This window comes from Pseudomonas sp. Sample_23 (assembly GCF_004307595.1).
Classification (GTDB): domain Bacteria; phylum Pseudomonadota; class Gammaproteobacteria; order Pseudomonadales; family Pseudomonadaceae; genus Aquipseudomonas; species Aquipseudomonas atacamensis.
In genome coordinates this window covers 11,776-35,168 of sequence record NZ_RCNX01000069.1, presented here as the reverse complement: position 1 = coordinate 35,168, position 23,393 = coordinate 11,776, and the positions used below count along the sequence as shown (strand labels likewise).

17 protein-coding genes are annotated in these 23,393 nt (G+C 63.0%); 6 read left to right on the top strand and 11 right to left on the bottom strand.

Translation table 11 applies throughout. The features are described 5' to 3' along the window. Positions 1 to 27: 27 nt before the first annotated feature. Positions 28 to 816, bottom strand: a complete 789-nt coding sequence (locus D8U82_RS18150; RefSeq protein ID WP_130902677.1) for an SDR family oxidoreductase — start codon at positions 814 to 816, stop codon at positions 28 to 30. Between the two features lie 139 nt (positions 817 to 955). Here D8U82_RS18150 and D8U82_RS18145 point away from each other — a divergent pair, with 139 nt between their 5' ends. Next, positions 956 to 1,558 (top strand): TetR family transcriptional regulator, encoded by a 603-nt coding sequence (locus D8U82_RS18145; RefSeq protein ID WP_130902676.1) that lies wholly within the window; start codon positions 956 to 958, stop codon positions 1,556 to 1,558. 5 nt (positions 1,559 to 1,563) lie between these two features. Here D8U82_RS18145 and D8U82_RS18140 read toward each other — a convergent pair whose 3' ends face one another. Together D8U82_RS18140 and D8U82_RS18135 are read right to left on the bottom strand one after the other, a co-directional pair. Further along, on the bottom strand, positions 1,564 to 1,965 hold the full coding sequence (locus D8U82_RS18140; RefSeq protein WP_241668072.1) for a response regulator: 402 nt from the start codon (positions 1,963 to 1,965) through the stop codon (positions 1,564 to 1,566). Beyond that, positions 1,962 to 2,951 carry a response regulator gene (locus D8U82_RS18135; protein ID WP_130902675.1) on the bottom strand — a complete coding sequence of 330 codons (990 nt, stop codon included), beginning with the start codon at positions 2,949 to 2,951 and terminating at the stop codon, positions 1,962 to 1,964. Before D8U82_RS18135 ends, D8U82_RS18140 begins: the two co-directional genes overlap by 4 nt. 262 nt (positions 2,952 to 3,213) lie before the next feature. On the opposite strand from D8U82_RS18135, the gene D8U82_RS18130 reads away from it, so the two are divergent. Further along, positions 3,214 to 8,463 carry an AAA family ATPase gene (locus D8U82_RS18130; RefSeq protein WP_241668071.1) on the top strand — a complete coding sequence of 1,750 codons (5,250 nt, stop codon included), beginning with the start codon at positions 3,214 to 3,216 and terminating at the stop codon, positions 8,461 to 8,463. Between the two features lie 257 nt (positions 8,464 to 8,720). Here D8U82_RS18130 and D8U82_RS18125 read toward each other — a convergent pair whose 3' ends face one another. From D8U82_RS18125 to D8U82_RS18105, 5 genes are all read right to left on the bottom strand, one after another. Beyond that, positions 8,721 to 9,197, bottom strand: coding sequence for an AraC family transcriptional regulator (locus D8U82_RS18125; protein WP_130902674.1), 477 nt, complete (start codon positions 9,195 to 9,197; stop codon positions 8,721 to 8,723). Positions 9,198 to 9,285: 88 nt separating this feature from the next. Then, positions 9,286 to 10,398 (bottom strand): alkene reductase, encoded by a 1,113-nt coding sequence (locus tag D8U82_RS18120; protein ID WP_130902673.1) that lies wholly within the window; start codon positions 10,396 to 10,398, stop codon positions 9,286 to 9,288. A gap of 171 nt (positions 10,399 to 10,569) precedes the next feature. Then, positions 10,570 to 12,804 carry a molybdopterin cofactor-binding domain-containing protein gene (locus tag D8U82_RS18115; protein WP_130902672.1) on the bottom strand — a complete coding sequence of 745 codons (2,235 nt, stop codon included), beginning with the start codon at positions 12,802 to 12,804 and terminating at the stop codon, positions 10,570 to 10,572. Further along, positions 12,801 to 13,274, bottom strand: a complete 474-nt coding sequence (locus D8U82_RS18110) for a (2Fe-2S)-binding protein (RefSeq protein WP_130902671.1) — start codon at positions 13,272 to 13,274, stop codon at positions 12,801 to 12,803. The genes D8U82_RS18115 and D8U82_RS18110 overlap by 4 nt, the downstream gene beginning before the upstream one ends. Continuing rightward, positions 13,271 to 14,551 (bottom strand): c-type cytochrome, encoded by a 1,281-nt coding sequence (locus D8U82_RS18105; protein WP_130902683.1) that lies wholly within the window; start codon positions 14,549 to 14,551, stop codon positions 13,271 to 13,273. Before D8U82_RS18105 ends, D8U82_RS18110 begins: the two co-directional genes overlap by 4 nt. A 285-nt stretch (positions 14,552 to 14,836) precedes the next feature. On the opposite strand from D8U82_RS18105, the gene D8U82_RS18100 reads away from it, so the two are divergent. From D8U82_RS18100 to D8U82_RS18090, 3 genes are all read left to right on the top strand, one after another. Then, the gene (locus D8U82_RS18100) at positions 14,837 to 16,036 is read left to right on the top strand and encodes an MFS transporter (protein WP_130902670.1); all 1,200 of its coding nucleotides are present in this window, start codon (positions 14,837 to 14,839) and stop codon (positions 16,034 to 16,036) included. 94 nt (positions 16,037 to 16,130) lie between these two features. Beyond that, positions 16,131 to 17,045 carry a LysR family transcriptional regulator gene (locus D8U82_RS18095; RefSeq protein WP_130902669.1) on the top strand — a complete coding sequence of 305 codons (915 nt, stop codon included), beginning with the start codon at positions 16,131 to 16,133 and terminating at the stop codon, positions 17,043 to 17,045. Between the two features lie 130 nt (positions 17,046 to 17,175). After that, positions 17,176 to 18,678 carry a sensor domain-containing diguanylate cyclase gene (locus D8U82_RS18090; protein WP_130902668.1) on the top strand — a complete coding sequence of 501 codons (1,503 nt, stop codon included), beginning with the start codon at positions 17,176 to 17,178 and terminating at the stop codon, positions 18,676 to 18,678. Between the two features lie 6 nt (positions 18,679 to 18,684). Here the strand turns inward: D8U82_RS18090 and D8U82_RS18085 are convergent, their stop codons facing one another. From D8U82_RS18085 to D8U82_RS18075, 3 genes are all read right to left on the bottom strand, one after another. Then, entirely contained in the window at positions 18,685 to 20,223 is a 1,539-nt protein-coding gene (locus D8U82_RS18085; protein WP_130902667.1) for a cryptochrome/photolyase family protein, read from the bottom strand. Positions 20,224 to 20,418: 195 nt separating this feature from the next. Next, positions 20,419 to 21,540, bottom strand: a complete 1,122-nt coding sequence (locus D8U82_RS18080) for an alkene reductase (RefSeq protein WP_130902666.1) — start codon at positions 21,538 to 21,540, stop codon at positions 20,419 to 20,421. Between the two features lie 102 nt (positions 21,541 to 21,642). Continuing rightward, positions 21,643 to 22,320, bottom strand: a complete 678-nt coding sequence (locus D8U82_RS18075; RefSeq protein ID WP_041480320.1) for a type 1 glutamine amidotransferase domain-containing protein — start codon at positions 22,318 to 22,320, stop codon at positions 21,643 to 21,645. A gap of 212 nt (positions 22,321 to 22,532) precedes the next feature. Here D8U82_RS18075 and D8U82_RS18070 point away from each other — a divergent pair, with 212 nt between their 5' ends. Further along, positions 22,533 to 23,117, top strand: coding sequence for a TetR/AcrR family transcriptional regulator (locus D8U82_RS18070; protein WP_130902665.1), 585 nt, complete (start codon positions 22,533 to 22,535; stop codon positions 23,115 to 23,117). Positions 23,118 to 23,393: the final 276 nt, after the last annotated feature.

The window sequence follows — 23,393 nt, the reverse complement described above, 5'->3', positions numbered from 1 at the left end:
CCGGCATAGCGGCGGGTCTGGATGAGGTCAGGCTTGCGTCAGATAACGTTGCGCGACCGCCGACTGGCGGATCTGCCCCAACAGGCCTTGCCGCGCCGCTTGCAAGGCATCCCAGCGCTCGCCTTCGTGCAGCGGCGGGATGGTCACGACTTCGCGACGGTCGAAGCCGACCAGCGCGGCGTCGACCATGTCGCCGACTTCCATGATGTCGGTGAGGGTGTTGATGTCGATACCGGCGCGGTCCCAGATTTCCGTACGAGTGGCCGCAGGCAATACGGCTTGCACATACACGCCTTGTGGCGACAGTTCCAGGCTCAGGCCCTGGGAGAGGAACAGTACGAACGCCTTGGTCGCGCCATACACCGACATGCCGAACTCCGGCGCCAGGCCCACCACCGAGCCGATGTTGATGATCGCGCCGTCGCCGGCCTTGGCCAGACGCGGGGCGATCGCACTGGCCAAACGCACCAGCGCCGTGGTGTTCAGCGCGACCAGTTGCGCCACGCTGTCGGTGCTCTGCTCGATGAAGGTACCGGACTGCGCGGCGCCAGCATTGTTGACGAGGATACCGATGCGCGCGTCGTCACGCAGACGCGCCTCGACGCTTTGCAGGTCGCTCAGTTGCGTCAGGTCGGCCTGTAGCACTTCGACATTGACGTTGTGCTCAGCGCGCAAACCGGCAGCAAGGTTGTCCAGGCGCGCCTGGTCACGGGCGACCAGCACCAGATCGTGCCCGCGTTGGGCGAAACGTGCGGCGTAGACCGCGCCGATGCCGGTGGAGGCGCCAGTAATCAGAACAGTAGGGCGAGTAGTCATGGTGTGGGCTCTTTGTCAGTTGAAGACTGATTGCGGGCCTTTAGGATGATGATCGAAATCTAACCTGTCAATGGTTTTGATTATGGCCAACATCTATGTATCATCGGCCCATGAATTTTCAGCGCTGGAGGTATTCAACATGCGCGTATCCAAGGCTCAGGCTCAGGCCAATCGCGAGCACATTGTCGAAACGGCATCAGTGATGTTCCGCGAACGCGGTTATGACGGGGTCGGCGTGGCTGACCTGATGGCGGCCGCCGGTTTTACTCACGGCGGTTTCTACAAGCACTTCGGCTCCAAGGCCGACCTGATGGCCGAAGCCTCGGCCAACAGCCTGGCGCAGTCCACGGCCGCCGCCGAAAGCATGAGCGTGCAGGATTTCATCAATGTGTACGTGTCGCGCGAGCATCGCGACGGCCGTTCCACCGGTTGCACCATGGCAGCGCTGTGCGGCGATGCGGCGCGGCAGTCGGGGGATGTCAAAGCGGCGTTCGCTGAAGGTATCGAGCGCACGTTGCAGACGCTCGGCGAGAAATACCCGACGGCAGCGGATGCACCGCAAGGTGAGGGCCGAACCCGGATGATCGACCTGCTGGCCCGCGCCGTCGGGGCGATCATGCTGTCGCGCGCCTGCCCGGATGACTCGGCGCTGGCCGATGAGATTCTGGCGGTGTGTCACGCTTCGATGACTGAGTCGCTGCCCGCGATCGAAACTGCGGAACAAGCCACGCAGGACAGCTGAAGCGATCAGTGCTGACGGTGCAGGGCCTTGTCGAGTGCCGCCAGCAAAACCTCTTCTTCGAAGGGTTTGCACAGGCATTCAAACGCCTGGTAATGCCCGGACTCAGCCAGCGCCGCTTCGTCCCAATGGGCGGACATGCAGATCACCGGAAACTGTCGCGGCAGCTGGCGCATCACGTCGATGCCGGACAGGCCGGGCATGCGCAGATCCAGCAGCAGGCAGGCGATCTCGGCGAAGTCGGCTTCGCCGAGAAACGCTTCGCCACTGGCATAAACCTGCGCGCGATACCCGACCGAACGCAGCAGATTCGACAGGCTTTTGCGCACCGACGCGTCGTCATCGACGATGCAGACAATCGTCGGTCGGGGGTTCTCGATCGCCGTCGGACGACCCGCCGGGGCGCTCACGACAGGCTCGATGGGCCAGGCGAAGGCGCAGCGCTGATCAGTCCGTAGAGTTCGACGAGGTTGACCAGCGAGCGGGTCTGCATCTTCGCCATGATGTGTTTGCGATGAACCTTGGCGGTCACTTCACTGGTGCCCAACTGGTTGGCGATCTGCTTGTTCGACAGGCCACCGACAATCAGCGGCAGCACCTCGCGCTCACGCGGTGTCAGCTGCGCCGCCAGTTGCCGCACGTGCTGAACCCGTTGCCATTGATTGAACGCAGTCGCGGCGTGTTGACGGGTGCTGCGCAGAATGCCGAGCAGTTCATCGTCATCGAATGGTTTGGTCAGGAACTCCACCGCGCCGGCCTTCATCGCCTGCACCGACATCGGAATCGTGCCGTGGCCGGTCATGAAGATCACCGGCCACGGCAAGCCGCGCTCGTTCAGCGCTGCCTGCAATTGCAGGCCTGTGGTTTCGGGCAGGCTGACGTCGAGCAACAGGCACGCCGGGCCATTGGCGATGTCGGCCTCGAGCAGTTCTTCGGCGGACTGGAAAATCCGGTGTTCGATGTCTTCGGCGCGCAACAAGCGGCTCAATGCGCTGCGCACGCAGGCCTCATCGTCAACGATGAACACCGGCACCGATTGCGTATCGACCAACGGCGGCTGCGCCACCATCGGCGCCGAGGCCAGGGCGTTGAACACGGGCAGTTTGGGTTCGCGGTCTTTCAATAATCGGTAACCTCGACGGGCAACCGTCTGGATGATTTCTTTTTCCCCGAGCAGTTTGCGGAGAGAGGAAATCTGCACTTGCAGATTGTTCTCTTCGACGACGATGTCCGGCCACACCTGATTGATCAGCTCGTCCTTGCTGACGATGCGCCCATCGGCCTGCATCAGTACCGAAAGTATTTCGAACGCCCGCCCGCCCATGCGCAAGGGCCGGCCATCGAGAAAGGCTTCGCGCCGTTCCAAAGAAATCGTGGCTTGGCCGAGTCGGATCATGCAGGCCTCTGCGTTGCGGTGAGAAGGACAGGGCGCGGGCGCCGGGTTATCAGGCTCGTACGCTAGGGGACGGCCTGGCATAAAGCAATTATCCCGAGGGATAAGACGTGCGCTTGTATAGCGCAAGAAACAGCCGCGCAAGGCTCTGGACGGCCATCTTGAGGCTGCAGACGGACATCAGCGCAGCGGCTGGCGCTCTGGCAAAAAAACGCTGGGTATACTTCGCCACCAGCCTGAATCCCATTTCCAGCGGTGAATGCGTATGCCCGGCCAGCCATCTTCATCTGCAATTTCCCGCGCGGCCGATGCGCCGATGCTCGATGAAGCATGGCTGGAGAACTGTCGGTTCAGTCTGCTGCGCCGTGACCATGAACTGACCTGGTTCAGCCTTGAAGACGGCCGCTCGGGCCAGAGCTGGTTCGCTGTGCGTGCGCCGATCCAGCGTCCGGCGCTGTGCCAGCGGCTGGAGCGCGATTTCCATTTGCAGTTGCCTTCGCAGTGGGCGCTCAACCCGCTCGCGCTGATTCGCTCGGCGGACGGGCCGGTGTTGGTCTACCCGCAACGGGGCGCGCCGCTGGCTGGACTGATCGACGCCGCCGGCTTACCACTCGGACGGGTGCTGAATATCGCCGTCGCCGCTGCCAATGCGCTGGTCCACTCTCGCCATCCGGAAACACCGCAAAACCCTGTGAGAGCGAGCCTGCTTGCGAAAGCGTCATTCCAGCCGACATCACCCTTGACTGACCCACCGCTTTCGCGAGCAGGCTCGCTCCCACAGTGTTCTTTATTGCCTTGGCATCTGCTGGTCGATGCTGACGACAGCGTCAGGCTGATGGGCTTTCACACCCACGCGCAGGAAACGCCCGCGACTGAACTGCCGAGCCTGGAACACTGGCCTTATCTGGCGCCGGAACAGCTGCAGGGCGACGGCGTCGATTCCGATGAGCGCAGCGACGTCTATGCGCTGTCGGCAATCATCTACGAGGCGCTGACCGGGCGCCCGCCGCTGATCGCTCGCGACGCCTCGCAATGGCTGCATGTGCACGCCACCGTCCAGCCTTTGTCGCCAGCGCAATACCAACCCGACCTGCCGCAAGGCATTTGCCATGTGCTGCTCAAAGGCCTGGCCAAGGAGCCGGACGCGCGCTATCAAAGCATCGAATCGCTGGCCGCCGATCTGACCTGGTGCCTGCGGCAATGGCAGAAAAAAGGCCAGATCGAAGCGTTCCGCCTCGGTGCTTTCGATGCTCGCGCAACGGCCACGCGCGGCGATGTGCTGTTTGGTCGTGATGACGAACGTCAGCAGCTGCTTGAACAGATCCGGCGCGTGCGCAGCGACGGCATCGCTCGCGTGCTGCTGGTTGCCGGCGCACCGGGAGCGGGGAAGTCGACACTGATCCAGCAAGTCCTGCGTAGCCAGGCACCCGGTTATTGGGCCAGCGGCAAGATCGAACTGCTGAACAATGACCGCCCCTTCGCGCCGCTGGCGCAGATTTTTCAGTCTCTGATCAGCCAAGTGTTGACCAAGCCCACGCTGGCCTTGCAGGCCTTGGCCGAACAACTGCGCGAAACCCTCAAAGGCCGTGGCCGCTTGCTGCTGGACCTGGCACCGGAAGCCGAACTGCTGATCGGCGCCACCGCCGAACTGCCGAACATGCCGGCGCGCCACGCCCTGGATCGGGTCAATCGGGCGCTGCTCGATGTGCTCGAAGTCTTTGCGCAACCGGGGCATCCGCTGCTGCTGTTTATCGACGACTTGCAGTGGGCTGACGATTCGACGCAGGCGTTTCTCAAAGCATTTATCGCCCGACCGACGCGGCATCTGCTGCTGGTTCTGGCGTATCGCGAGGGCGAGTTGACGGAGCATCCGGGCGGCTGGCTCGATGAGATGCGCAGAGCACCCGCGCTGCCAGTCAGTGACCTTCGACTAGGGCCGCTGTCGGTGCAGGCCGTTGCGCAACTGATGGCGGTCGAACTCGATGCTGACGTCGACAACCTCGAGGCGCTGGCCCGCGTCGTGCATTTCAAAACCGCCGGCAATCCGTTGTTCGTCAGCCAGGTGGCGCGCGCGCTGGTGGACGAGCGTCTGCTGCGTTTCGACGCGACGACGCGGCGCTGGGTGTGGAATCCAGCCGACGTGAACGGCTATCGCTACGCCGACAACGTGGCCGAATTGATGGTGCAACGCTTGCAGCGTCTGCCGGCCAGTGCCCGTGAAGTGTTGCGCACCGCGGGTTACGTCGGTGGCCGCTGTGACGAAACGCTGTTGGGCGATTTGCTGGGCGACGATCCGGCGCAATTGCTGCGTGACGTGGATTATCTGGTCAGCGCCGGATTTCTCCTGCGCGAGCCGGGCCAACTGGTGTTTCCCCACGATCGAGTGTTGGAAGCCGCCGCTGCGCTGACCGCACCGGCCGGGCGTTCGGCTGAGCATGCGCGCATCGCGGCCGCCATGCTCGATCAATGCGGCGAGCAGCGGCAGGCGCGGGTCTTCGACATCGCCAGTCAGATTCAGCGCAGCGCCGGCAATGCGCTGCAAGCGCCTCGACGCGCTGAGTTCATCCAGTTATTGCTCGGAGCTGCCGAGCGCGCCCGCGATAGCGCCGCTGTCGAGCAGGCCGTGGATTATTTGCGCAGCGCCGAGGTATTACTCGGCGACAACGGCTGGACGCAGCTCTACCCGCAAGCCTTCGCGGCGCGCTGGCTGGCAGCCGACTGCGCGATGTTGCTGGCGGATCTGCCCGGCGCGCAACAGCGTCTCGACGATTGCCTGGAACACGCTGCCACCGTGCTGGACCGGGCGAAAACCTACCGCCTGCGCGCCAGCCTGCGCACCTTGCATTCCGATTATCACGGCGCGATCGGCGAAGCGCTGGCCGGTCTTGCGTTGCTCGACATTGACCTGCAGCGACAACCCTCGAAGGCGCAACTGGGCGAAGCGTTCGAACGGGTTCGGCAATTGGTCGGTGCGCGGCGGATCGCTGAGTTGACGGCGTTGCCCAAAGCCAACGAGCCGCGAATCGAAGTGGCCATGGAACTGCTGAGCACGCTGATCGCCTCGTTCTTCGTGCAGGACGATATCGCTTTCCTGCACCTGGCGAAGATGGTTGAACTGACTTTGCTCCATGGCACCACGCCGAGCAGCGGCTACGGTTTTGCCTGGTACGGCGTGATGATCGCCGACCGTTATGGCGAATATCTGGACGGTGTTGCTTTCGCCGAACTGGCGCTCGATCTGACTGATCTGCACGGCTATGAGGCGGGGCGCACCGGCACGCTGGTGGCGCTGGATCAGGTCAGCGCGTGGACCCGGCCGATGGCTTACGCGCGGCAGAAGGCTTTCGCCGCGTTTGAGTGCGGTCAGGCCGGCGGCGATCTGGGCATGTCGTGTTACGCCTGCAACCACATCGGCTCCGATCTGCTGTTCATGGGCGAGCCGCTGCCAAACGTGTTGAACGAGCTGGACGTCGGCCTGAGTTGGGTGCGGCAGTTTCACTACATCGACATCGAGCGCATTCTGCTGGCGCAACAGGCGTTTGCCAGCGATTTGCGCAATGGGCCTGAGCCTCGTTCGATCGCAATGCTGGATGCTTTGGAACATGACCGTTTTGGCCCGCTGCATCGCGACCGTGTTTCACAGCCGACGCTGTTGTGGATGTGGTTGTATTCGGGCATGTCGGCGTTGTATTTCGGCGAAGTGCGTTACGCGTTGCGCCGTTTCGAAGACGCCGAGGCGTTGACCTGGTCGCTGCCGGCGCACATTGATCTGGCGCATTACTACCTGTTCTACAGCTTGGCACTGGCCAGTCCCGAGGCGCCGGGCTCTGTTGCCGAAAAACTGCAGAAACTGGAGCAGCAACGGCAGCGTTTTCTCCCATGGGTCGAGCTCAATCCTTCGACCTTCAGCAACAAACTGCTGCTGATCGAAGGCGCGATGGCCCGCGTGCGCGGCGAAGGGCTGGCCGCCATTCGCTGGTTCGACCAAGCGCAAATCGCGGCGGCCGCTGCCGGGTTTATCCATGAGCAAGCACTGGCACATGAACAACTGGCCGAGGTCTGCCTGGCCAACGGCCTGGTCTCCGGCACGCATCATCACCTGCGTGTTGCGCGCGACTGCTATGTGCTGTGGGGCGCTGAAGCCAAGGCGCGCCAGCTCGAAGCGCAGCATCCGTTTCTCGCCCACGAGCATTCCCTGGAAGCGGGAACGCCGGTGACGCGGGTGCGCCTTGACCTGGAAGTCGGCATTGAAGCGGCACGCGCGGTCTCGCAAGAGGTGTTGCTTGATCGGCTGGTGGAGACCTTGATGAATCACTTGATGATTCAGGCCGGTGCCGATCGCGGCGCGCTGCTGTTGGTCGCCGAGGGTGAGTTGCAATTGGCCGCTGCCGCGCATGTCGAGGCGGGCAACGTGCGGGTCAGTCAGGACGACGATCGCTCGCTGGAGCAGATTGCGCCGGTTTCAGTGCTCAATTCGACCATGCGCACGCGCACGCCGCTGGTGCTTGACGATGCCCGCGCCGACTGCCCGCAAGCCTACAGCGCCGACTTGCGCGAGCGGCAGACGCGCTCGCTGATGTGCCTGCCGTTGCTCAAGCAGGGCGCGCTGATCGGTCTGGTGTATCTGGAAAACAGCCTGGTACCGAAGCTGTTCAGTGCCGAACGCCTGACCATGCTGGAAATTCTCGCCTCGCAGGCAGCGGTGTCGCTGCAGACCGCGCGGCTCTACGCGCAACTGGTCGAAGACAACCGCTTGCGCGCGCAGATGGAAGCCGACTTGCGCAGCTCGCGGGCGGAACTGGCGCGCAACTCGCACCTGAAAATGATGGGCGAACTGTCGGCCTCGATCGCCCACGAAATCAGCCAGCCGCTGCTGGGCATTTCATCGAACGCCTCGGCCAGTCTGCGCTGGCTCAAGCGCGACACGCCTGATCTCGACGAGGCTATTCAGGGACTGGAAGACATCCGCTCCGACAGCGCCCGTGCCACCGAGATCGTCCAGGCCTTGCGCGCCCTGGCCAGGCAGGCGCCGTTGCAACGATTACCGGTGTCGATTGACGCGTTGATCGGTGAGGTCGTGCAACTGACGGCCAGCGATGTGCACAATCGTGGGGTGAGCTTGCACACGCAACTCAACGCTGCTGACCCGGTACTGGGGGATCGGGTGCAGATCCAGCAGGTGATCTACAACCTGATCGTCAACGCGCTGGAAGCAATGGCTGGGCAGGGCGTGACTGACGGGTGCCTGGTGATTGCGTCGACGCTGTCCGATGGGCAGGTCTGCGTGGCTTTTCAAGACAACGGGCCGGGGATCGCCGAGCATCAGCGTGAAGAAATTTTCGATGCGTTCTTCACCACCAAGGGCAGCGGCATGGGCATGGGCCTGGCGATTTGCCGAACGGTGATTGGCGCCCATGGCGGGACGTTGCGCGTGGAAGACAGCGAAGAGGGCGCGCGGATCTGTTTCAGGCTGCCGCTTGCGCCGGACGCCAGGATCAAAAGCCCCTCACCCTAACCCTCTCCCGGAGGGAGAGGGGACTGACCGGGGTGTTTGGGGGAGATACGCCGACGTGAAAGTCCGAGTTGAACTCAGGATTGGAAAAGCACACAAATCGGCTCCCTCTCCTCGGGGAGAGGGCTGGGCGGGCGGCGTTCCGATGAGGAGTGAATTCACCGCCACTCCAAAGCCGAACGCCGGTGCACCGTTCAAAAAAAAGCCGCGAAAAATCGCGGCCAAAAGGGAGGAGTGAACAAAACCCTTTGAAGTCCCACTCAGGGCCGCAGTTCCGTCAACCGCTGGGCCATCGTCGAATTCAGCAACCCATCGCTGAGCCGCCAGACATCCGCATCCACCGGTGCCACCCGCGCTCCGCACATCAGTTGGCGCCAGACCTTCGGCGGCATGCCCACCATGCGCCCGAACGTGCGCGTGAAGTGCGAGTGATCGGAAAATCCGCATTCATAAACAATCTCGGTAATCGCCATCGAGGTCAGCAACAGCCCTTTGGCCCTGTCGATCTTCATCTTCAGCATCCATTCCTGCGGCGAGCAGCCGGTGACGATCTTGAACGCCCGGGAAAAGTGGCTGCGTGAAAGATTGCAATGTTCGGCAATCTCGCTGACGCGCAGGCTGCGGCTCAGATCGTGCAGCATGTAGGCCTTGGCGCGGCGTTCCTGCCAGCCGGACAGTGCGCCCAGTGGGCGAGCCGAGTGGCAGGAAGGGTCTGACTTCACCGATTGCGGGTTCATGGCGGCTCTCCTGATCGATGGGCAAAGTCTGGCCGCAGGCTTTATTTAAAGTCCTTAAACAAACCTTAAAAGTTATGAAGCCCAAGCCTCAGGCGTGAAACGGATAATCGACGTAACCACGCTGATCGCCGCCGAAGAAGCTGCTCGGATCCGGCGTGTTCAGTTCAAGCCCGTCGTGCAGCCGACGCGGCAGATCCGGGTTGGCCAAAAATGGCCGGCCAAAGGCAATGATGTCGGCGCGATCGGCGCTCAAGGCCAGTTCGGCGGATTCAGCGTCGTAACCGCCAGCGAGGATCAGCACGCCGTTCCAGGTCTGGCGCAACTGGGCGATGATCGCGTCCCAGCGCGGGTCGAAGTTTTCGTCCTTGACCGTGCCGACCATGGCCGGCTCGACCAGATGCAGGTAGGCCAGATTCCACTGGTTGAGCGCCTCGACCAGATAACCGAAGGTCGCTTCAGGCGTGTCATCGCCCATGCCCATGAAGCGGCCCATTGGCGTCAGACGCACGCCGACGCGCTCGGCGCCGACTTCATCAGCGACGGCGGCGACCACTTCGAGCAGAAACCGCGCACGGTTTTCCACACTGCCGCCATAGGCGTCATCACGCTGGTTGCTGTTGCTGTTGAGGAACTGATCGAGCAGATAGCCGTTGCCAGCATGGATCTCCACGCCGTCCATGCCTGCGTTCAGCGCGTTGCGCGCAGCGCGGCGGTAGTCTTCGACGATGTCGGCGATTTCCGCTGTTTCGAGGGCGCGCGGCACCGGCACATCGCCCCACACGCCGTTGCCTTGTTCATCGACGATAAAAGTCTTGCCCGGCACAGGCAGGGCGCTCGGCGCCACCGGCAAACCGGCGTCCGGCTGAAAGCTTGGGTGCGAGACCCGGCCGACGTGCCACAGCTGCATGAAGATCAGACCGTCGGCCGCGTGCACCGCCGTGCTGACTTCGCGCCAGGCCTGCACTTGCGCATCGCTGTAGATCCCCGGCGTCCACGCATAGCCCTGGCCTTGCTGAGAAATCTGCGTGGCTTCGGTGATGATCAGCGCAGCACTGGCGCGTTGGCGGTAGTACTCGGCGTTCATTGCGGTCGGCACGTCGCCCGGCTGGCCAGCGCGCGAGCGGGTCAGGGGCGCCATCGCCACGCGATGAGCAAGGGTGTAAGGGCCGAGTGCGATGGGTTGAAACAGGCGACGGGTCATGGGTAGCTCCGGATGTCGATGAGTAGGGTTCAAGTGCGGCAGCCAGGTGCCGCGCGCTGTGCAGGTAACTTAACCGGGGGTGGCGGGGCTGATAATCCGTGGCCGGCGCTACGCAGTTTTGCGCGCAACGCAACGGCACCCGCGCTCATCGCTGATGAACGCGGGCCTGGTTCAGGCGGGTTGGCTCGAGCGAGTCAGCGGCAGATTCAGCCAGCGCCGGCCAGTGGCATTGCTGACCGCGTTGCCGAGCGCAGCAGCCATTGGCCCTTGGACGATTTCGGCAGCACCGAGGAAGGGTTCGCCCGGTTGATCAAGCAAATGCACGTCGACTTTTTTTGGCAATTGCGTAAAGCGCAGAATTGGATAACCGCTCCAGTCATAGCTGCGAATGCCGCCGGCGTCGTAGGCGACTTTTTCGTAGAGCGTCCAGCTGGCCGACTGGACGATGCCGCCCTCGACCTGATTGCGCAGGCCATCGGGGCTGACGATCTGGCCGACGTCGACCGCCGTCACCACATGATCGACACGGATCTCACCAGTCTGCGGATGCACCCGCAGCTTCACCGCGAGGGCGCAGTAACCCATGATGTTCTTGTAGCGGGCGAAGGCAAAACCGATCCCCGCGCCGGGCTCGCTGCTCTTGTGGGGCCAGCCGATTGCGTCACGCACGCGCTCAATCACAGCCCGGGCACGTGGGTCGCTCAGATGCGCCAGGCGCAACGCCAGCGGATCGAGCCCGGCCTTGATCGCCAACTCATCAATACCTGCCTCGATGGCGAAGATGTTGATGTGCGCACCCAGCGAGCGCATGGCCGAAGTGCGGAACGGCATAGTGGTGACGAAGTTCATGTTGATCCGCGTCGCGCCCAGCTCGTACAGCGGCACCGCGTTGCGATCGCCGTCACCTTCGGGCTGGGCGATCGGCACCGACGGCGCCGAAGCGAAGGGTTTCGCCAACAGGCGTGCCGGCAGCAGGCGACCAGCGTTGACGATGCGTTCGTTGTGCGGGGTGGTCCACAGCTCGTAGTTCCAGTCCTGCAAACGGCCCTGACTGAGGCCGGCATCGATTTCGGTGACCATCGCCGAGCTGTACGGCTCCCAGAGATTTTCCTGCTCGCGCATCCATTGCACACGCACCGGCGTGCCCGGCAGGCGCATGGCGATCAGCGCGGCATCGGCGGCGGCATCATCGGCGCCGTTGTGGCCGTAGCAACCCGAGCCTTCAGTATGAATGCAGCGCACGCGGTCCGGCGGCAGACGCAGCATTTCGGCGATGCCTGCGCGCAGCGGATAGACGCCCTGAGTGTGGGTCCACACCGTGAGCACGCCGTCGTTGAACCAGGCCACCGCACAGGACGGGCCGATCGAACCGTGCATCAAGTACTGCTTGGTCACCCGCGCCTTGAAGCGCGTTTCGGTCGCGCCGCCGGGATTGCCGTTGTTGCTGATCGGATAGCGCTTGGAGGGCAGTTGCTTGAGCAAATCGTGAATCCCGGCGGCTTCGGGAATCGCCTCGCCGCCACTCCACTTGGCACTCTCCATGCCGGCGCGCATGGCCTTGATCGCTTGCCACTCATCATGGGCGACCACGGCCAGATAGTTGCCGTCGCGAATCACTTTGACCACGCCGTTCAACGCCTCGATGGACGCGGCATCGAACGCCTGAAGCGTGCAGCCGGGACGCGGCGGGCGGATGACACGCGCGTGCAGCATGCCCGGCAGGCGCATGTCCTGGACGAATGCCGCGCCGCCGCTGACCTTGGCCGGAATGTCCAGGCGCGGCAGGTTGTGGCCGATCAGTTTGAAATCGGCCGCCGCCATCGCCGGTGATTGCGCCTTTGCGTATTGGTGCACATCGACATGCCTGACCGCGTCGGCATATGCCATGCGCTGACCGGCTGGCCCTTCGATGATGCCGTCGCGAGTGCTCAGTTGTGCCGCATCGACTTGCCAACTGCGCGCGGCGGCGTCGACGAGCATTTCCCGCACTTGCGCGGCGGCGTTGTACAGCGCGGTGCCGCTGTCGAAAATGCTGTGGCTGCCGGCGGTGTAGCCTTCATTCGGCGTCAGCGCGGTGTCGGCGGTGAGCAAGTTGATTGCGCTGGCCGGCACCTGCAAACGCTCGGCGGCAATTTGCAGCAACGCGGTTTTCACCCCGGTGCCCAGTTCGACCTTGCCGGTGTACACGGTGATGCCGTCGGCGCCGATGCGAATCCACGCGTCGAGGTATGGGTTGGTGCGCAGGCTGCCGGGCAGATCGGGGGCCAGCACTACGGTGCCGAGGGTGTCGACTTCGGTGTCGGCCAAGACACGCCGCGCTACCGGCATCAGCGTAAAAGCCATGAGCAACGCGCCGCCACGCAGGAAGGCCCGGCGGCTGGGGTTCAAGCCGTTTGCTTCGCTCATGTCAGGCTCCCGTTGTGCCCAGCCACCTGTTTGATCGCCTCGATAATGCGCAAGTGCGTGCCGCAACGGCACAGATTGCCGGCCATGTGTTCGCGGATGGTTTGTTCGTCCGGGTGCGGATCGCGTTCGAGCAACGCCTGCGCGCGCATCAGCATGCCGGCGATGCAGTAACCGCATTGCGCGGCCTGCTTGTCGATGAATGCCGCTTGCAACGGGCCGGGTTTGTCTGCGCTGCCGAGGCTTTCCACGGTGCGGATTTTTTTCCCTTCAAGGCCTGCGCACGGCGTGAGGCAGGCGAACACCGGTTGGTCGTCGACGATCACCGTGCACGCGCCGCACTGGCCCAGGCCGCAGCCGTACTTGGCGCCGTTGAGGTTCAAGTGGTTGCGCAGCGCATACAGCAGCGGCATGTCCGGTTCCAGCTCCAGCGCTTGGGCGGCTCCATTGACGGTGAGAGTGATCTGGCTCATTTCGTCTCCTGACGTAACGCTTCAATAGTGGAAGAAAGGTCGGTCCATGGCTGCTCGGGTCTGGCTTGCTCGCGCAAATACGCCGCCAGTGCGCCGAGCTGGGCGTTATCGAGGCTGGCGGCGAACGGCGGCATCACCGGGCCGGGCGCGCCGGGAATGGCGGGCACGCCTTCAAGCACGGTCTTGAGAAAGTTGCGCGGGCTGGCCGCTTGTAGTGCCGAGGTGCTTTGCAGGCCTGGGCGGCCGTCGATTTCGCGCATCGGCGCGGCGGGTGCGTGACATCCGGCGCAGGCGCTGCTGAAGAGCAGGGCGCCGGTGCTGTGATCCGCTGGACTGCTCGGCTGCTTTCTCGCGGTGGTTTCGGTCACCGCGTGCGGGTTTTGCAGGCTCAGCAGGTAGTCGGCAATCGCCTCGGCTTCGCTGGCCGGCAAGCGCGCCAGACTCAGGCTGACCGGGCGCATCGGGCCGGCGGGTGTGCCGTGGCCATCGACGACATCGGCGCGCAGATAGCCGACCAATTGCTCGCGATTCCACGGATTGGCGCGCTGCCCGAGGCCGACCAGGGCCGGCGCTTCCCAGCCATCAACGCTGCCGCCCTGCAGATATTGCGAGGATTTCTCCGCGCCAATCAGGTTCAGCGGCGAATGGCAGCCGGCGCAGTGGCCCGGGCCGTCGACCAGATAGCGTCCGCGATTCCATGCCGCGCTGTGTTCGGCCTGCGGCGTGAGCGGCTCGCCATGCAGAAACAGCAGATTCCAGAACGACACCAGCGGGCGGATGTTCATCGGGAAGTTCATCTGATTCTGCCGCGCCGGGGCGTGTACGGCGGGGCCGCTCATCAAGTAGGCATAGGCATCGGCGATGTCCTCGGAGCTCATGCGCCGGTAATGCACGTAGGGAAACGCCGGGTAGAGAAAGTGGCCGTCGCGGGCAATGCCTTCACGCATCGCCCGCTCGAAGGCCGGCAGTGACCATTCGCCGATGCCGGTCTGCGCATCCGGGGTGATGTTGGTGCTGTACAGCGTGCCGAACGGCGTCACCAGCGGCAGCCCGCCAGCCAGGTATTCGCCGCCGGGGCGGGTATGGCACACCGCGCAGTCGCCGGCCTCGACCACCCGTGCGCCGCGTTGCAACTGCGCAGTATCGAATGACGTCGGCCGTTTGATTGGTGCGATCGCCGGGCGCCACATCAGCGCGACGGCGACGATCAGGCCGAGCACCGCGAGCACGGCGACGCTGATCCACAGGGTTCGGGATTTTAGCAAATGGCTGTTCATGGTCGGCAGAAAAACGCGGCGGACAGTGGCAGGACGAGTGCAGTGCGGGTCATGGAAACGCTCCTTGTAGCAGCCGGGGAAGGGCGCCGATGCGGACGTCAGCGCCAGGGCCAAAGCGTAGAGAAGACCCTTGCAGCGGAGAATCACCGGCCCGCGCAACAGCGCGTTGCGCCACAAGCAACGTTGCGCACGGCGCATCAGTGCGTTGCCAGTGGCACGGATTCTCGCTGCCGTCGGCTGACCGTAGCCTTGGCACAACTTTCCCGAACTCAACGAGGTGTCACCATGCTTACGGGCAACCCTGCCGTTGCGGCCCCGGCCGAACAGCCTGCTTCACTCTCCGGCCTGATGGTCGCGTTTCTGGCCTTCTGCTGCGGCGCGGTCGTCGCCAACCTGTATTACGCACAACCCATCGTCGAGCTGATCGCGCCGCAGATCAGCCTGTCCAGCGCCAATGCCAGCCTGATCGTCTCGCTGACGCAGTTCGGTTACGCGCTGGGCTTGTTGCTGCTGGTGCCGCTGGCTGACCTGATGGAAAACCGCCGTCTGGTGGTCGGCTTCACCCTCGCTGCCAGTGTCACGCTGCTGTGTGCTGGCCTGACTCATTCGCCGTCGCTGTTCCTGCTGCTCTCTTTGCTGATCGGCCTGACATCCGTAGCGGTGCAGATTCTCGTGCCGCTGGCCGCACATTTGGCACCGGAAGCCAGCCGGGGGCGCGTGGTCGGCAACATCATGAGCGGCCTGCTCCTGGGGATTCTGCTGTCGCGGCCGCTGTCGAGTCTGTTGGTTGAAGTGTTCGGCTGGCGCGGGGTGTTTTACAGCGCGGCGGCACTGATGGCGGTGATCGCGTTGATCACCGCTGTGGCACTGCCGCGCCGGGTGCCGACGCACAAGGCCACCTATGTCGCGTTGATCGGTTCGGTGTTTGCCTTGGCCCGACGCTTTCCTGTGTTGCGCCAGCGTTCGCTGTATCAGGGTTTGCTGTTCGCCAGTTTCAGCCTGTTCTGGACCCTCACGCCAATTGAGCTGATGCGTCATCACGGCTTCAGCCAGGCGCAAGTGGCGATCTTCGCCCTGGTCGGTGCGGTGGGTGCGATTGCCGCGCCGATCGCCGGGCGTCTGGCCGATGCCGGGCACGGTCGTCGCGGTACCCTGGTGGCGTTGCTGCTGGCGCCGCTGTCACTGTTGATCGCCGCGCTGCCGGGCAGTGGTTATGTGTGGCTGGTGGTGTGTGCGGTGCTGCTGGATTTTGCCGTGCAATTGAACATGGTCCTCGGCCAGCGTGAGGTCTACGCCCTCGACCCGCACAGCCGCGCCCGCCTAAATGCGGTGTACATGACCAGCATCTTCGTCGGCGGCGCCCTCGGCTCACTGGTCGCCAGCCCGCTGTACGAACACTTCGGCTGGAACCTCTCGGCCGTTGCCGTGGCGGTGTTGCCGGCGTTGGCGCTGGCGTTGTTCCTGGGTCGCAAGGCTGATGTCTGAGGTCGCGATGAGGCCCGGCAAGCACGACGATACAAGACGTGTGGCGGGCGCTGATGCACAATCAGCGGCGTTCCCTCACCACCGGATCCCGCTTATGGACAAGTTGCTGGCCTTGAAGATGTTTGTCGAAACCGTGCGCTGCGGGGGCTATTCCTCGGCGGCGCGCAAGCTTGGGATTTCGACGTCTTCGGTGACACGGCAAGTGGCGGGGCTGGAAAACGAGTTGGGCGCGAGCCTGCTCAATCGCACCACGCGCAATACCAGCGTGACCGTCGCCGGCCAGACCTATTTCGAGAAGGCCGTGGCCATTCTCGATGCCATCGACGAAGCCGATGCGGTGGTCGCCGATCGTGGCAGCGATGCCCAAGGCCGCTTGCGCATCAGTGTGCCGGTGGAGTTTGGCCGGCGACTGATTGCGCCGCACCTGAGCCGCTTGCTTGAACGCCATCCCGGGCTGGAGATCAGTCTGTCGCTGAGCGATCAGGTCAGCGATTTACTCAGCGAGCAGATCGACGTTTCAGTGCGGCTCGGCTCGACGGTAGTCAGTGAGGACATCGTCAGCAAACGCGTCGGCCACTTTCAGCGTTGGATTGTCGCCAGCCCGGATTATCTGGCGCGCAGCGGCGTGCTGGAGCATCCGCGGGATCTGCTCGAGCACCAGTGCCTGCGCTTCGACTACGGCGGCAGCCATCACAACTGGACCTTTCAGGGCGACGAAGAGCCGATTCAGCTCAACGTCCAGGGTCGCCTGCAAAGCAACAATGCCGACATCCTGCGCGAAGCGGCGATTGGCGGTGGCGGTGTGGCGCTGCTCGCCGACTGGCTGGTGCGCGATGACGTCGCCGCCGGGCGCCTGACGCGCTTGCTTGAGCACTACGAGGTCAATCCCGGCAGCGCCAGCAGTTGCATCAACGCGCTGTACCTGCCCAACCACCGTGGATCGAGCCGGATCAACGTGTTCATCGATTTTCTCGTGGAAATCCTCAAACCCGCCGCACCCGCTGCTTAGCACTGCACACTCTGTTGCTGCAGCCGCTGCACACTGCTTGTATGCTTGCGCCCCGGAACACGTGGCCGCCGTGAGTGCCGACGTTCGAATGATGGCTGGAATGGATACCGGACTTCCTTAAGGTACTGACGTGAAGCGTGATACTCGCCTTGTAATGCTCCTGCTGCTGGTGATCGGCTGTTCCCTGACTTCGCTGACGATCTGGAAAGTCTGGTCTTCGCGCGAGCGTGCGCTGGCGGAAGTCGACGTGCATGGCCTGAACCTGACCCAGGCGCTCAACACCTACACCGAAGGCATCGTCCGGCAAAGCTCGCTGCTCTTGCTCGGGCTGGTGGAACGTCTGGAAACCGAGGGCAACGGCCCGGCGCAGATTCAGCGCATCCAGAGCCTGATCGACCGCCAGCAGGCGTTGATGCCCCAGCTCAGCGGCATCATCATCTATGACCGGAACGGGCATTGGCTGATGTCCTCCAACCGGCCGATTCCGGAGGGCGCCAACAGCAGCGACCGCGCCTATTTCATTCACCACCGTGACAGCCCGAGCCGCGAGCCGTTCATTGGCCCGCCGATCCAGAGCCGTGCCAATCACGAATGGGTGGTGACCATCAGTCGGCGCTTCAACGACGATGGCGGGCAGTTCGCTGGCGTGGTAGCGGTGACGCTGGGGGTGGAAAACTTTTTGCGCGTGTTCGGCAAACTCGACGTTGGCCAGGACGGCGCGATCGGTCTGTCTTACACCGATGGCACGCTGCTGGTGCGCTACCCGTTCCGCGAGCAGGACATGGGCCGCAACTTCTCCAAATCGCCGATCTACGCCAAATACCTCGTCGACCGTTCTGTCGGCACTGCCTCCTACACCTCCAGCCTCGACGGCGTCGAGCGGCTGTACGCGTTCCGCAAAAGCGAAACGCTGCCGCTGATCACCACCGTGGCCCTGGGCAAGGATGAAGCGCTAGCGGCGTGGCGCATCGAAGCGGCGCTGTCGGCGGTGGTAGTGATCGGGCTGCTGGGGCTGACCGGATTGATCGGCTGGTTCCTGATTCTCGATATCCGCCGCCGCACTGAGGCTGAAGAGGCGTTGCGCGATGCCCAGCAGCAGCTGCTTGCGTCCAATCGGCAGCTGGAATTACTGGCGCTGAAGGATGCGCTGACCGGCCTGGCCAACCGCCGCTGTTTCGATGAAACGCTGACGGTGGAAGCGCGGCGCGCGCAGCGTGACGGGACTTCGCTGGCCTTGCTGATGATCGATATCGACCACTTCAAATTGTTCAACGATGCCTTGGGCCACGTCGCCGGCGATGCCTGCCTGCAAGCGGTCAGCAAGATTCTTGAAGGCTGCGTGCGACGCCCCTCGGATCTGGTCGCGCGCTACGGTGGCGAGGAAATGGCGGTGATCATGCCGGCCACCGACAGCGCCGGTGCGACCGTGGTGGCGCAACTGATGCTCGAGCGTTTGCAGCAGGCGAGCATCGCCCACCCGGGCAGTCCGTTTGCTCGGATTACGGTGAGTATCGGCATGGCGGTGGGGACGGGCGCGCAGCTGGATTCGCTGCCGGCGTTGATCCAGACCGCCGATCAGGCGCTGTACCGCGCCAAAGCGGCGGGGCGCAACGGGATGGCCGGGCAGGCCTGAGGCGCACTAGAAAGCTTCGCCGTTATCCAGTTTCGCCAACAGCATTTGTCCGCGTTGCCACAGTGCATCCTGCTTGGCCAGCGGCATGCGGTCGAGGTTCTTGTACATCATGCCCATGCGCTGATTGCCACGCAGAATGTCGCCGTGGCGCATGAGGAAATGCCAGTACAGCGCATTGAACGGGCAGGCATCGTCCGCGCTGCTTTCCTTGACCTTGTAGGCGCAGTCGCCGCAGTAATCCGACATCCGATTGATGTACTGGCCGCTGGCGCAGTAAGGCTTGGAGCCGAGATAACCGCCATCGGCGTGCATGACCATGCCGAGGGTATTGGGCAGTTCGACCCAGTCGAAGGCGTCCATGTAGATCGCCAGATACCACTCACAGATTTCCTTCGGCGCAATCCCGGCGAGCAAGGCAAAGTTGCCGGTGACCATCAGCCGCTGGATGTGGTGAGCGTAGGCATGTTGCAGGCTTTGGCCGATGGCCTGGCGCATGCAGTTCATCTGCGTTTCACCCGTCCAGTAGAACTCCGGCAGCGGGCGCGTGTTGCCAAACACATTGCCCTCGGCGTAATCCGGCATCTTCAGCCAGTACACACCGCGCAAGTATTCACGCCAGCCGATCAACTGTCGAATGAAGCCTTCGGCCGCGTTGAGGCCGATGCTCCCCGACCAGTAAGCCGCCTCGACATCGCTGCACAGCTGGCGCAAATCGAGCAGGCCGATGTTCAGCGCGGCACTGATCCGCGCGTGAAACAGAAACGGCTCATCACTGGCCATGGCGTCCTGGTAATCACCGAAACCGGCCAGCGCATAGTCGAGAAAGTATTGCCACAGGGCTTGGGCGTCGGCGTGGGTCACCGGGTAATTGAAGTCGTCCAGCGTGCCGTAATGGCTGGCGAAGCGCTCGCCGACCAATACCAGCACCTCTTGGGTGATTGCATCATTGGCGAAACGTGCCGGGTAGGGCGGTTTGGCGTGTTTAGGCAGCGCCTTGCGATTCTCCGCATCGAAATTCCACGCACCGCCGACCGGCGTGCCGTCGCCATTGAGTAGCAGCCGACTCTTGCGCCGCATCTCGCGGTAGAAAAACTCCATGCGCAGCTGCTTCTTGCCGCTGGCCCAATTGGAGAACTCTTCGCGGGAGCAGAGGAAACGGCGGTCTGAATGCCAATGCACGGGCAAGCCCGAATCTTTGATTGACTGCTCAAGGCGCCAGTCGCCGCATTCGGTGATATGAATCTGTTCGGCGCCGGTGAGGGTTTGCAAGCGCTGTAGTTCGCCGAGAATTGAGCCGCTGTTGTCCGGGGCGTCGAGGCGGACGTATTGGACACGGTAGCCTTTATCGCGCAACGCCTCGGCAAAGTGGCGCATGGCGCTGAAGATCAGGGCGATTTTTTGCGGATGATGAGCGACGTGGGTCGCTTCCTCCATGACCTCGACCATCAGCAGCAGGTCGTGCTGGGGGTCGAGTGGCTGCAGGGAGGCCAGGTCGAAAGACAGCTGGTCGCCGAGGATCAGGAGCAAGCGGTGGGCAGGGGGCATGGAGCGAAGTCCGGTGAGCGATTCGAACTCCAATAGTTATACAGATTGTTTGCTATGTATAGGTTTTAGCGGCCACTGACATCCTGTAGTGGGCGCGAGCCTGCTCGCGAAAGCGTCCTGTCAGTCAATACAAATGCTGACTGACCCACCGCCTTCGCGAGCAGGCTCGCTCCCACAGGGATTTGTGTGGGGTTCTTAAGCGGGGTAGGTCGGATAATCGATATAACCCTCGGCACCGCCGCCATACACCGTCGCCGGATTCAACTGATTCAACGGCCAGTCATTGGCAATCCGCGCCGGCAGGTCCGGGTTGGCCATGAACGGTCGGCCAAACGCAACCAGATCGGCCAGCCCCGACTCAAGCAATTGCGCGCCGGTTTTGGCGGTGTAGCGACCGGCATAAATGATCGCGCCGCTGAAGGTGTCGCGTACGGCCTGGCGAAAGGTCTGCGGCATCGCTGGCGCGTTGTCCCAGTCGGCTTCGGCGATCGACAGGTAGGCGATGCCGACGTCTTCAAGAATCTTGATCGCCGCAATGTAAGTTGTGTGCGGATCTTCCTCGACCAGGCCCAGATACGTCCGCGCTTCATCGGTGGTAGTGAACAACGGCGCGAAACGCACACCGACCTTGTCCTTACCGATGCATTCGGCAACACCGGCCACCACTTCGCGCAAAAAGCGCAAGCGATTATCCAGCGAGCCGCCGTATTGGTCGGTGCGCAGGTTGCTGTGGGCGGAGATGAACTGGTTGACCAGATAACCGTTGGCGCAATGCAGTTCGATGCCGTCGAAACCCGCCTCCATCGCGTTGCGCGCGGCCTGGATGTACAGCTGAATCAGTTCCTGCACTTCATCGGTGCTCAACGCCCGCGGAGCCGATGGCGGCACCAGTTCACCGACACCGGGCGCGGTTTCGATGAACACGCTGACGCGATCCGTGGCGACCGCAGAGGCCGACACCGGCGCATCACCATTGGGCTGCAACGCCGTGTGCGAGACCCGACCGACATGCCAGAGCTGGGCGAAGATCACGCCATCCACGGCGTGCACCGCCTCGGTGACTTTGCGCCAACCGGCGATCTGCTCCGGCGTGTGAATGCCCGGCGTCCACGCATAACCTTGGCCGCGCGGTTCGATCTGCGTGCCTTCGGTGACCAGCAAACCGGCACCGGCGCGCTGCTGGTAATACTCGGCCATCAATTCGTTGGCGACATTGCCCGGTTGTGTGCTGCGCTGGCGGGTGAGAGGCGGCAGAACGATGCGGTTTTTCAGGGTGTGGTTGCCCAATTTGGCGGGCGTGAAAAAAGCGTTATTCATGGAGTAAACCTTGAATCTGATTAGACCAGTCGACTAGTGACTGGGCAAAAAAACAACGCCGGGCTGTACGCACGCGGCGTTGATCGGGTTGGAGCGATGGATTCAGCCGAGCATCTTCAACAGCTTTTCGGCAACGGCGGCGGAGCTGGCCGGATTCTGGCCGGTGACCAGTTGACCGTCAGCCACCACATGCACCTGCCAGTCGGCGACTTTCGAGTAACGCCCGCCCAGACGCTGGAACTCGTCTTCGATGAGGAACGGCACCACGTCAGTCAGGCCGACCGCCGCTTCTTCGGCATTGGTGAAGCCGGTGACATCACGGCCCTTGACGATTGGCTGGCCGTCAGCGCGCACCACATGACGCAACACGCCGGGTGCGTGGCAGACAAAACCGTGGGGCTTGTTGGCGCGGTCGAAGGCTTCGATCAGCGCGATCGAGGCCTTGTCTTCGGCGAGATCCCACAGCGGGCCGTGGCCGCCTGGGTAGAACACGGCATCGAAATCTTCGGCCTTCACATCAGCCAGACGGCCAGTGGTGGCGAGTGCCTGTTGTGCGGCCGGATCGGCGCGGAAGCGATCGGTTTCGGCAGTCTGCGCGCTTGGCTCATCGCTTTTTGGATCGAGCGGTGGCTGGCCGCCGGCAGGCGATACCAGGGTGACGTCGGCGCCGGCGTCCTTGAAGGCGTAGTAGGGCGCGGCAAACTCTTCCAGCCAGAAACCGGTTTTCTTGCCAGTGTTGCCGAGTTGATCGTGGGAAGTCAGAACCATCAAGATTTTCATAGAGCACCCTTGGGTTGGTCTGGCATCGGCAGAAGGCGAGGGATTCGCTTGTTGTCGGTGCCGCATGAATTTGTGTGTCGGGGCGCAGCATAGTTTCCAATTAGACCAGTCGTCTAGTAATTTTTTCAGAAAATGTTTTTGCCCGTCGGTTATGGCAAACTCCCGGTCCTGAAAACTATACGACTGGTCTATTGTCTGGAATTTTGCGCACCATGAAGCCGACCTTTGACGACACCCGCCAACACTTGCTCGACACCGGCCACCGGATGATGGCCGAGAAGGGCTTCACCAGCGTCGGCCTCAACGAGATCCTGCAGACCGCCGGCGTGCCCAAGGGCTCGTTCTATCACTACTTCAAATCCAAGGAGTTGTACGGCCAGGCGTTGCTCGAGGATTACTTCGTCGACTACCTCGCCGACATGGAGCGCCGCCTGACATTGCCTGGGCTGACGGCCTTCGAGCGTTTGATGGATTACTGGCAGGGCTGGCAGAACCGCTGCACCCTCGAAGGCCACGGCGATGAATGCCTGGTGGTGAAACTCAGCGCCGAAGTCGCCGACCTGTCTGAGTCAATGCGCCTGACCCTGCGCGACGGCGCTGAACGCATAGTCGCGCGCATCACCGAATGCATCGAACAAGGCCAGACCGACAAAAGCCTGCCGGAGGGCGATGCGCGCAAGTTGGCGGAGACGCTGTATCAGCTCTGGCTCGGCGCGAGCCTGCTGAACAAATTGCAGCGCACCGGACAGTCGCTGGAGACCTCGATGGCGATGACCCGGCAGTTGTTGCAAGCCTGAGCCTCGCCGCAGATCCCTTGTAGGAGTGAGCCTGCTCGCGAAGAGCGCGGCACATTCAACATCTTCATCTCCTGACCGAATGCATTCGCGAGCAGGCTCGCTCCCACAGGTTTTCGCGCCGTGTGCCAAATCCCGGCAGCACACAAAACTCAATGTGGGAGCGAGCCTGCTCGCGAAGACGGCGGCACATTCAACATCTTCATTGCCTGACCCAACGCATTCGCGAGCAAGCTCGCTCCCACAGGTTTTCGCGGCGTGTGCCAAATCCCGGCGACA

Excerpts from the sequence above, each read along its gene's own strand:
- D8U82_RS18125 (WP_130902674.1), bottom strand. The coding sequence starts at position 9,197 with ATGAACCCGCAATCGGTGAAGTCAGACCCTTCCTGCCACTCGGCTCGC.
- D8U82_RS18080 (WP_130902666.1), bottom strand. The coding sequence starts at position 21,540 with ATGAATAACGCTTTTTTCACGCCCGCCAAATTGGGCAACCACACCCTG.
- D8U82_RS18110 (WP_130902671.1), bottom strand. The coding sequence starts at position 13,274 with ATGAGCCAGATCACTCTCACCGTCAATGGAGCCGCCCAAGCGCTGGAG.
- D8U82_RS18120 (WP_130902673.1), bottom strand. The coding sequence starts at position 10,398 with ATGACCCGTCGCCTGTTTCAACCCATCGCACTCGGCCCTTACACCCTT.
- D8U82_RS18085 (WP_130902667.1), bottom strand. The coding sequence starts at position 20,223 with ATGCCCCCTGCCCACCGCTTGCTCCTGATCCTCGGCGACCAGCTGTCT.
- D8U82_RS18070 (WP_130902665.1), top strand. The coding sequence starts at position 22,533 with ATGAAGCCGACCTTTGACGACACCCGCCAACACTTGCTCGACACCGGC.
- D8U82_RS18145 (WP_130902676.1), top strand. The coding sequence starts at position 956 with ATGCGCGTATCCAAGGCTCAGGCTCAGGCCAATCGCGAGCACATTGTC.
- D8U82_RS18100 (WP_130902670.1), top strand. The coding sequence starts at position 14,837 with ATGCTTACGGGCAACCCTGCCGTTGCGGCCCCGGCCGAACAGCCTGCT.
- D8U82_RS18095 (WP_130902669.1), top strand. The coding sequence starts at position 16,131 with ATGGACAAGTTGCTGGCCTTGAAGATGTTTGTCGAAACCGTGCGCTGC.
- D8U82_RS18075 (WP_041480320.1), bottom strand. The coding sequence starts at position 22,320 with ATGAAAATCTTGATGGTTCTGACTTCCCACGATCAACTCGGCAACACT.
- D8U82_RS18150 (WP_130902677.1), bottom strand. The coding sequence starts at position 816 with ATGACTACTCGCCCTACTGTTCTGATTACTGGCGCCTCCACCGGCATC.
- D8U82_RS18105 (WP_130902683.1), bottom strand. The coding sequence starts at position 14,551 with ATGAACAGCCATTTGCTAAAATCCCGAACCCTGTGGATCAGCGTCGCC.
- D8U82_RS18135 (WP_130902675.1), bottom strand. The coding sequence starts at position 2,951 with ATGATCCGACTCGGCCAAGCCACGATTTCTTTGGAACGGCGCGAAGCC.
- D8U82_RS18115 (WP_130902672.1), bottom strand. The coding sequence starts at position 12,804 with ATGAGCGAAGCAAACGGCTTGAACCCCAGCCGCCGGGCCTTCCTGCGT.
- D8U82_RS18130 (WP_241668071.1), top strand. The coding sequence starts at position 3,214 with ATGCCCGGCCAGCCATCTTCATCTGCAATTTCCCGCGCGGCCGATGCG.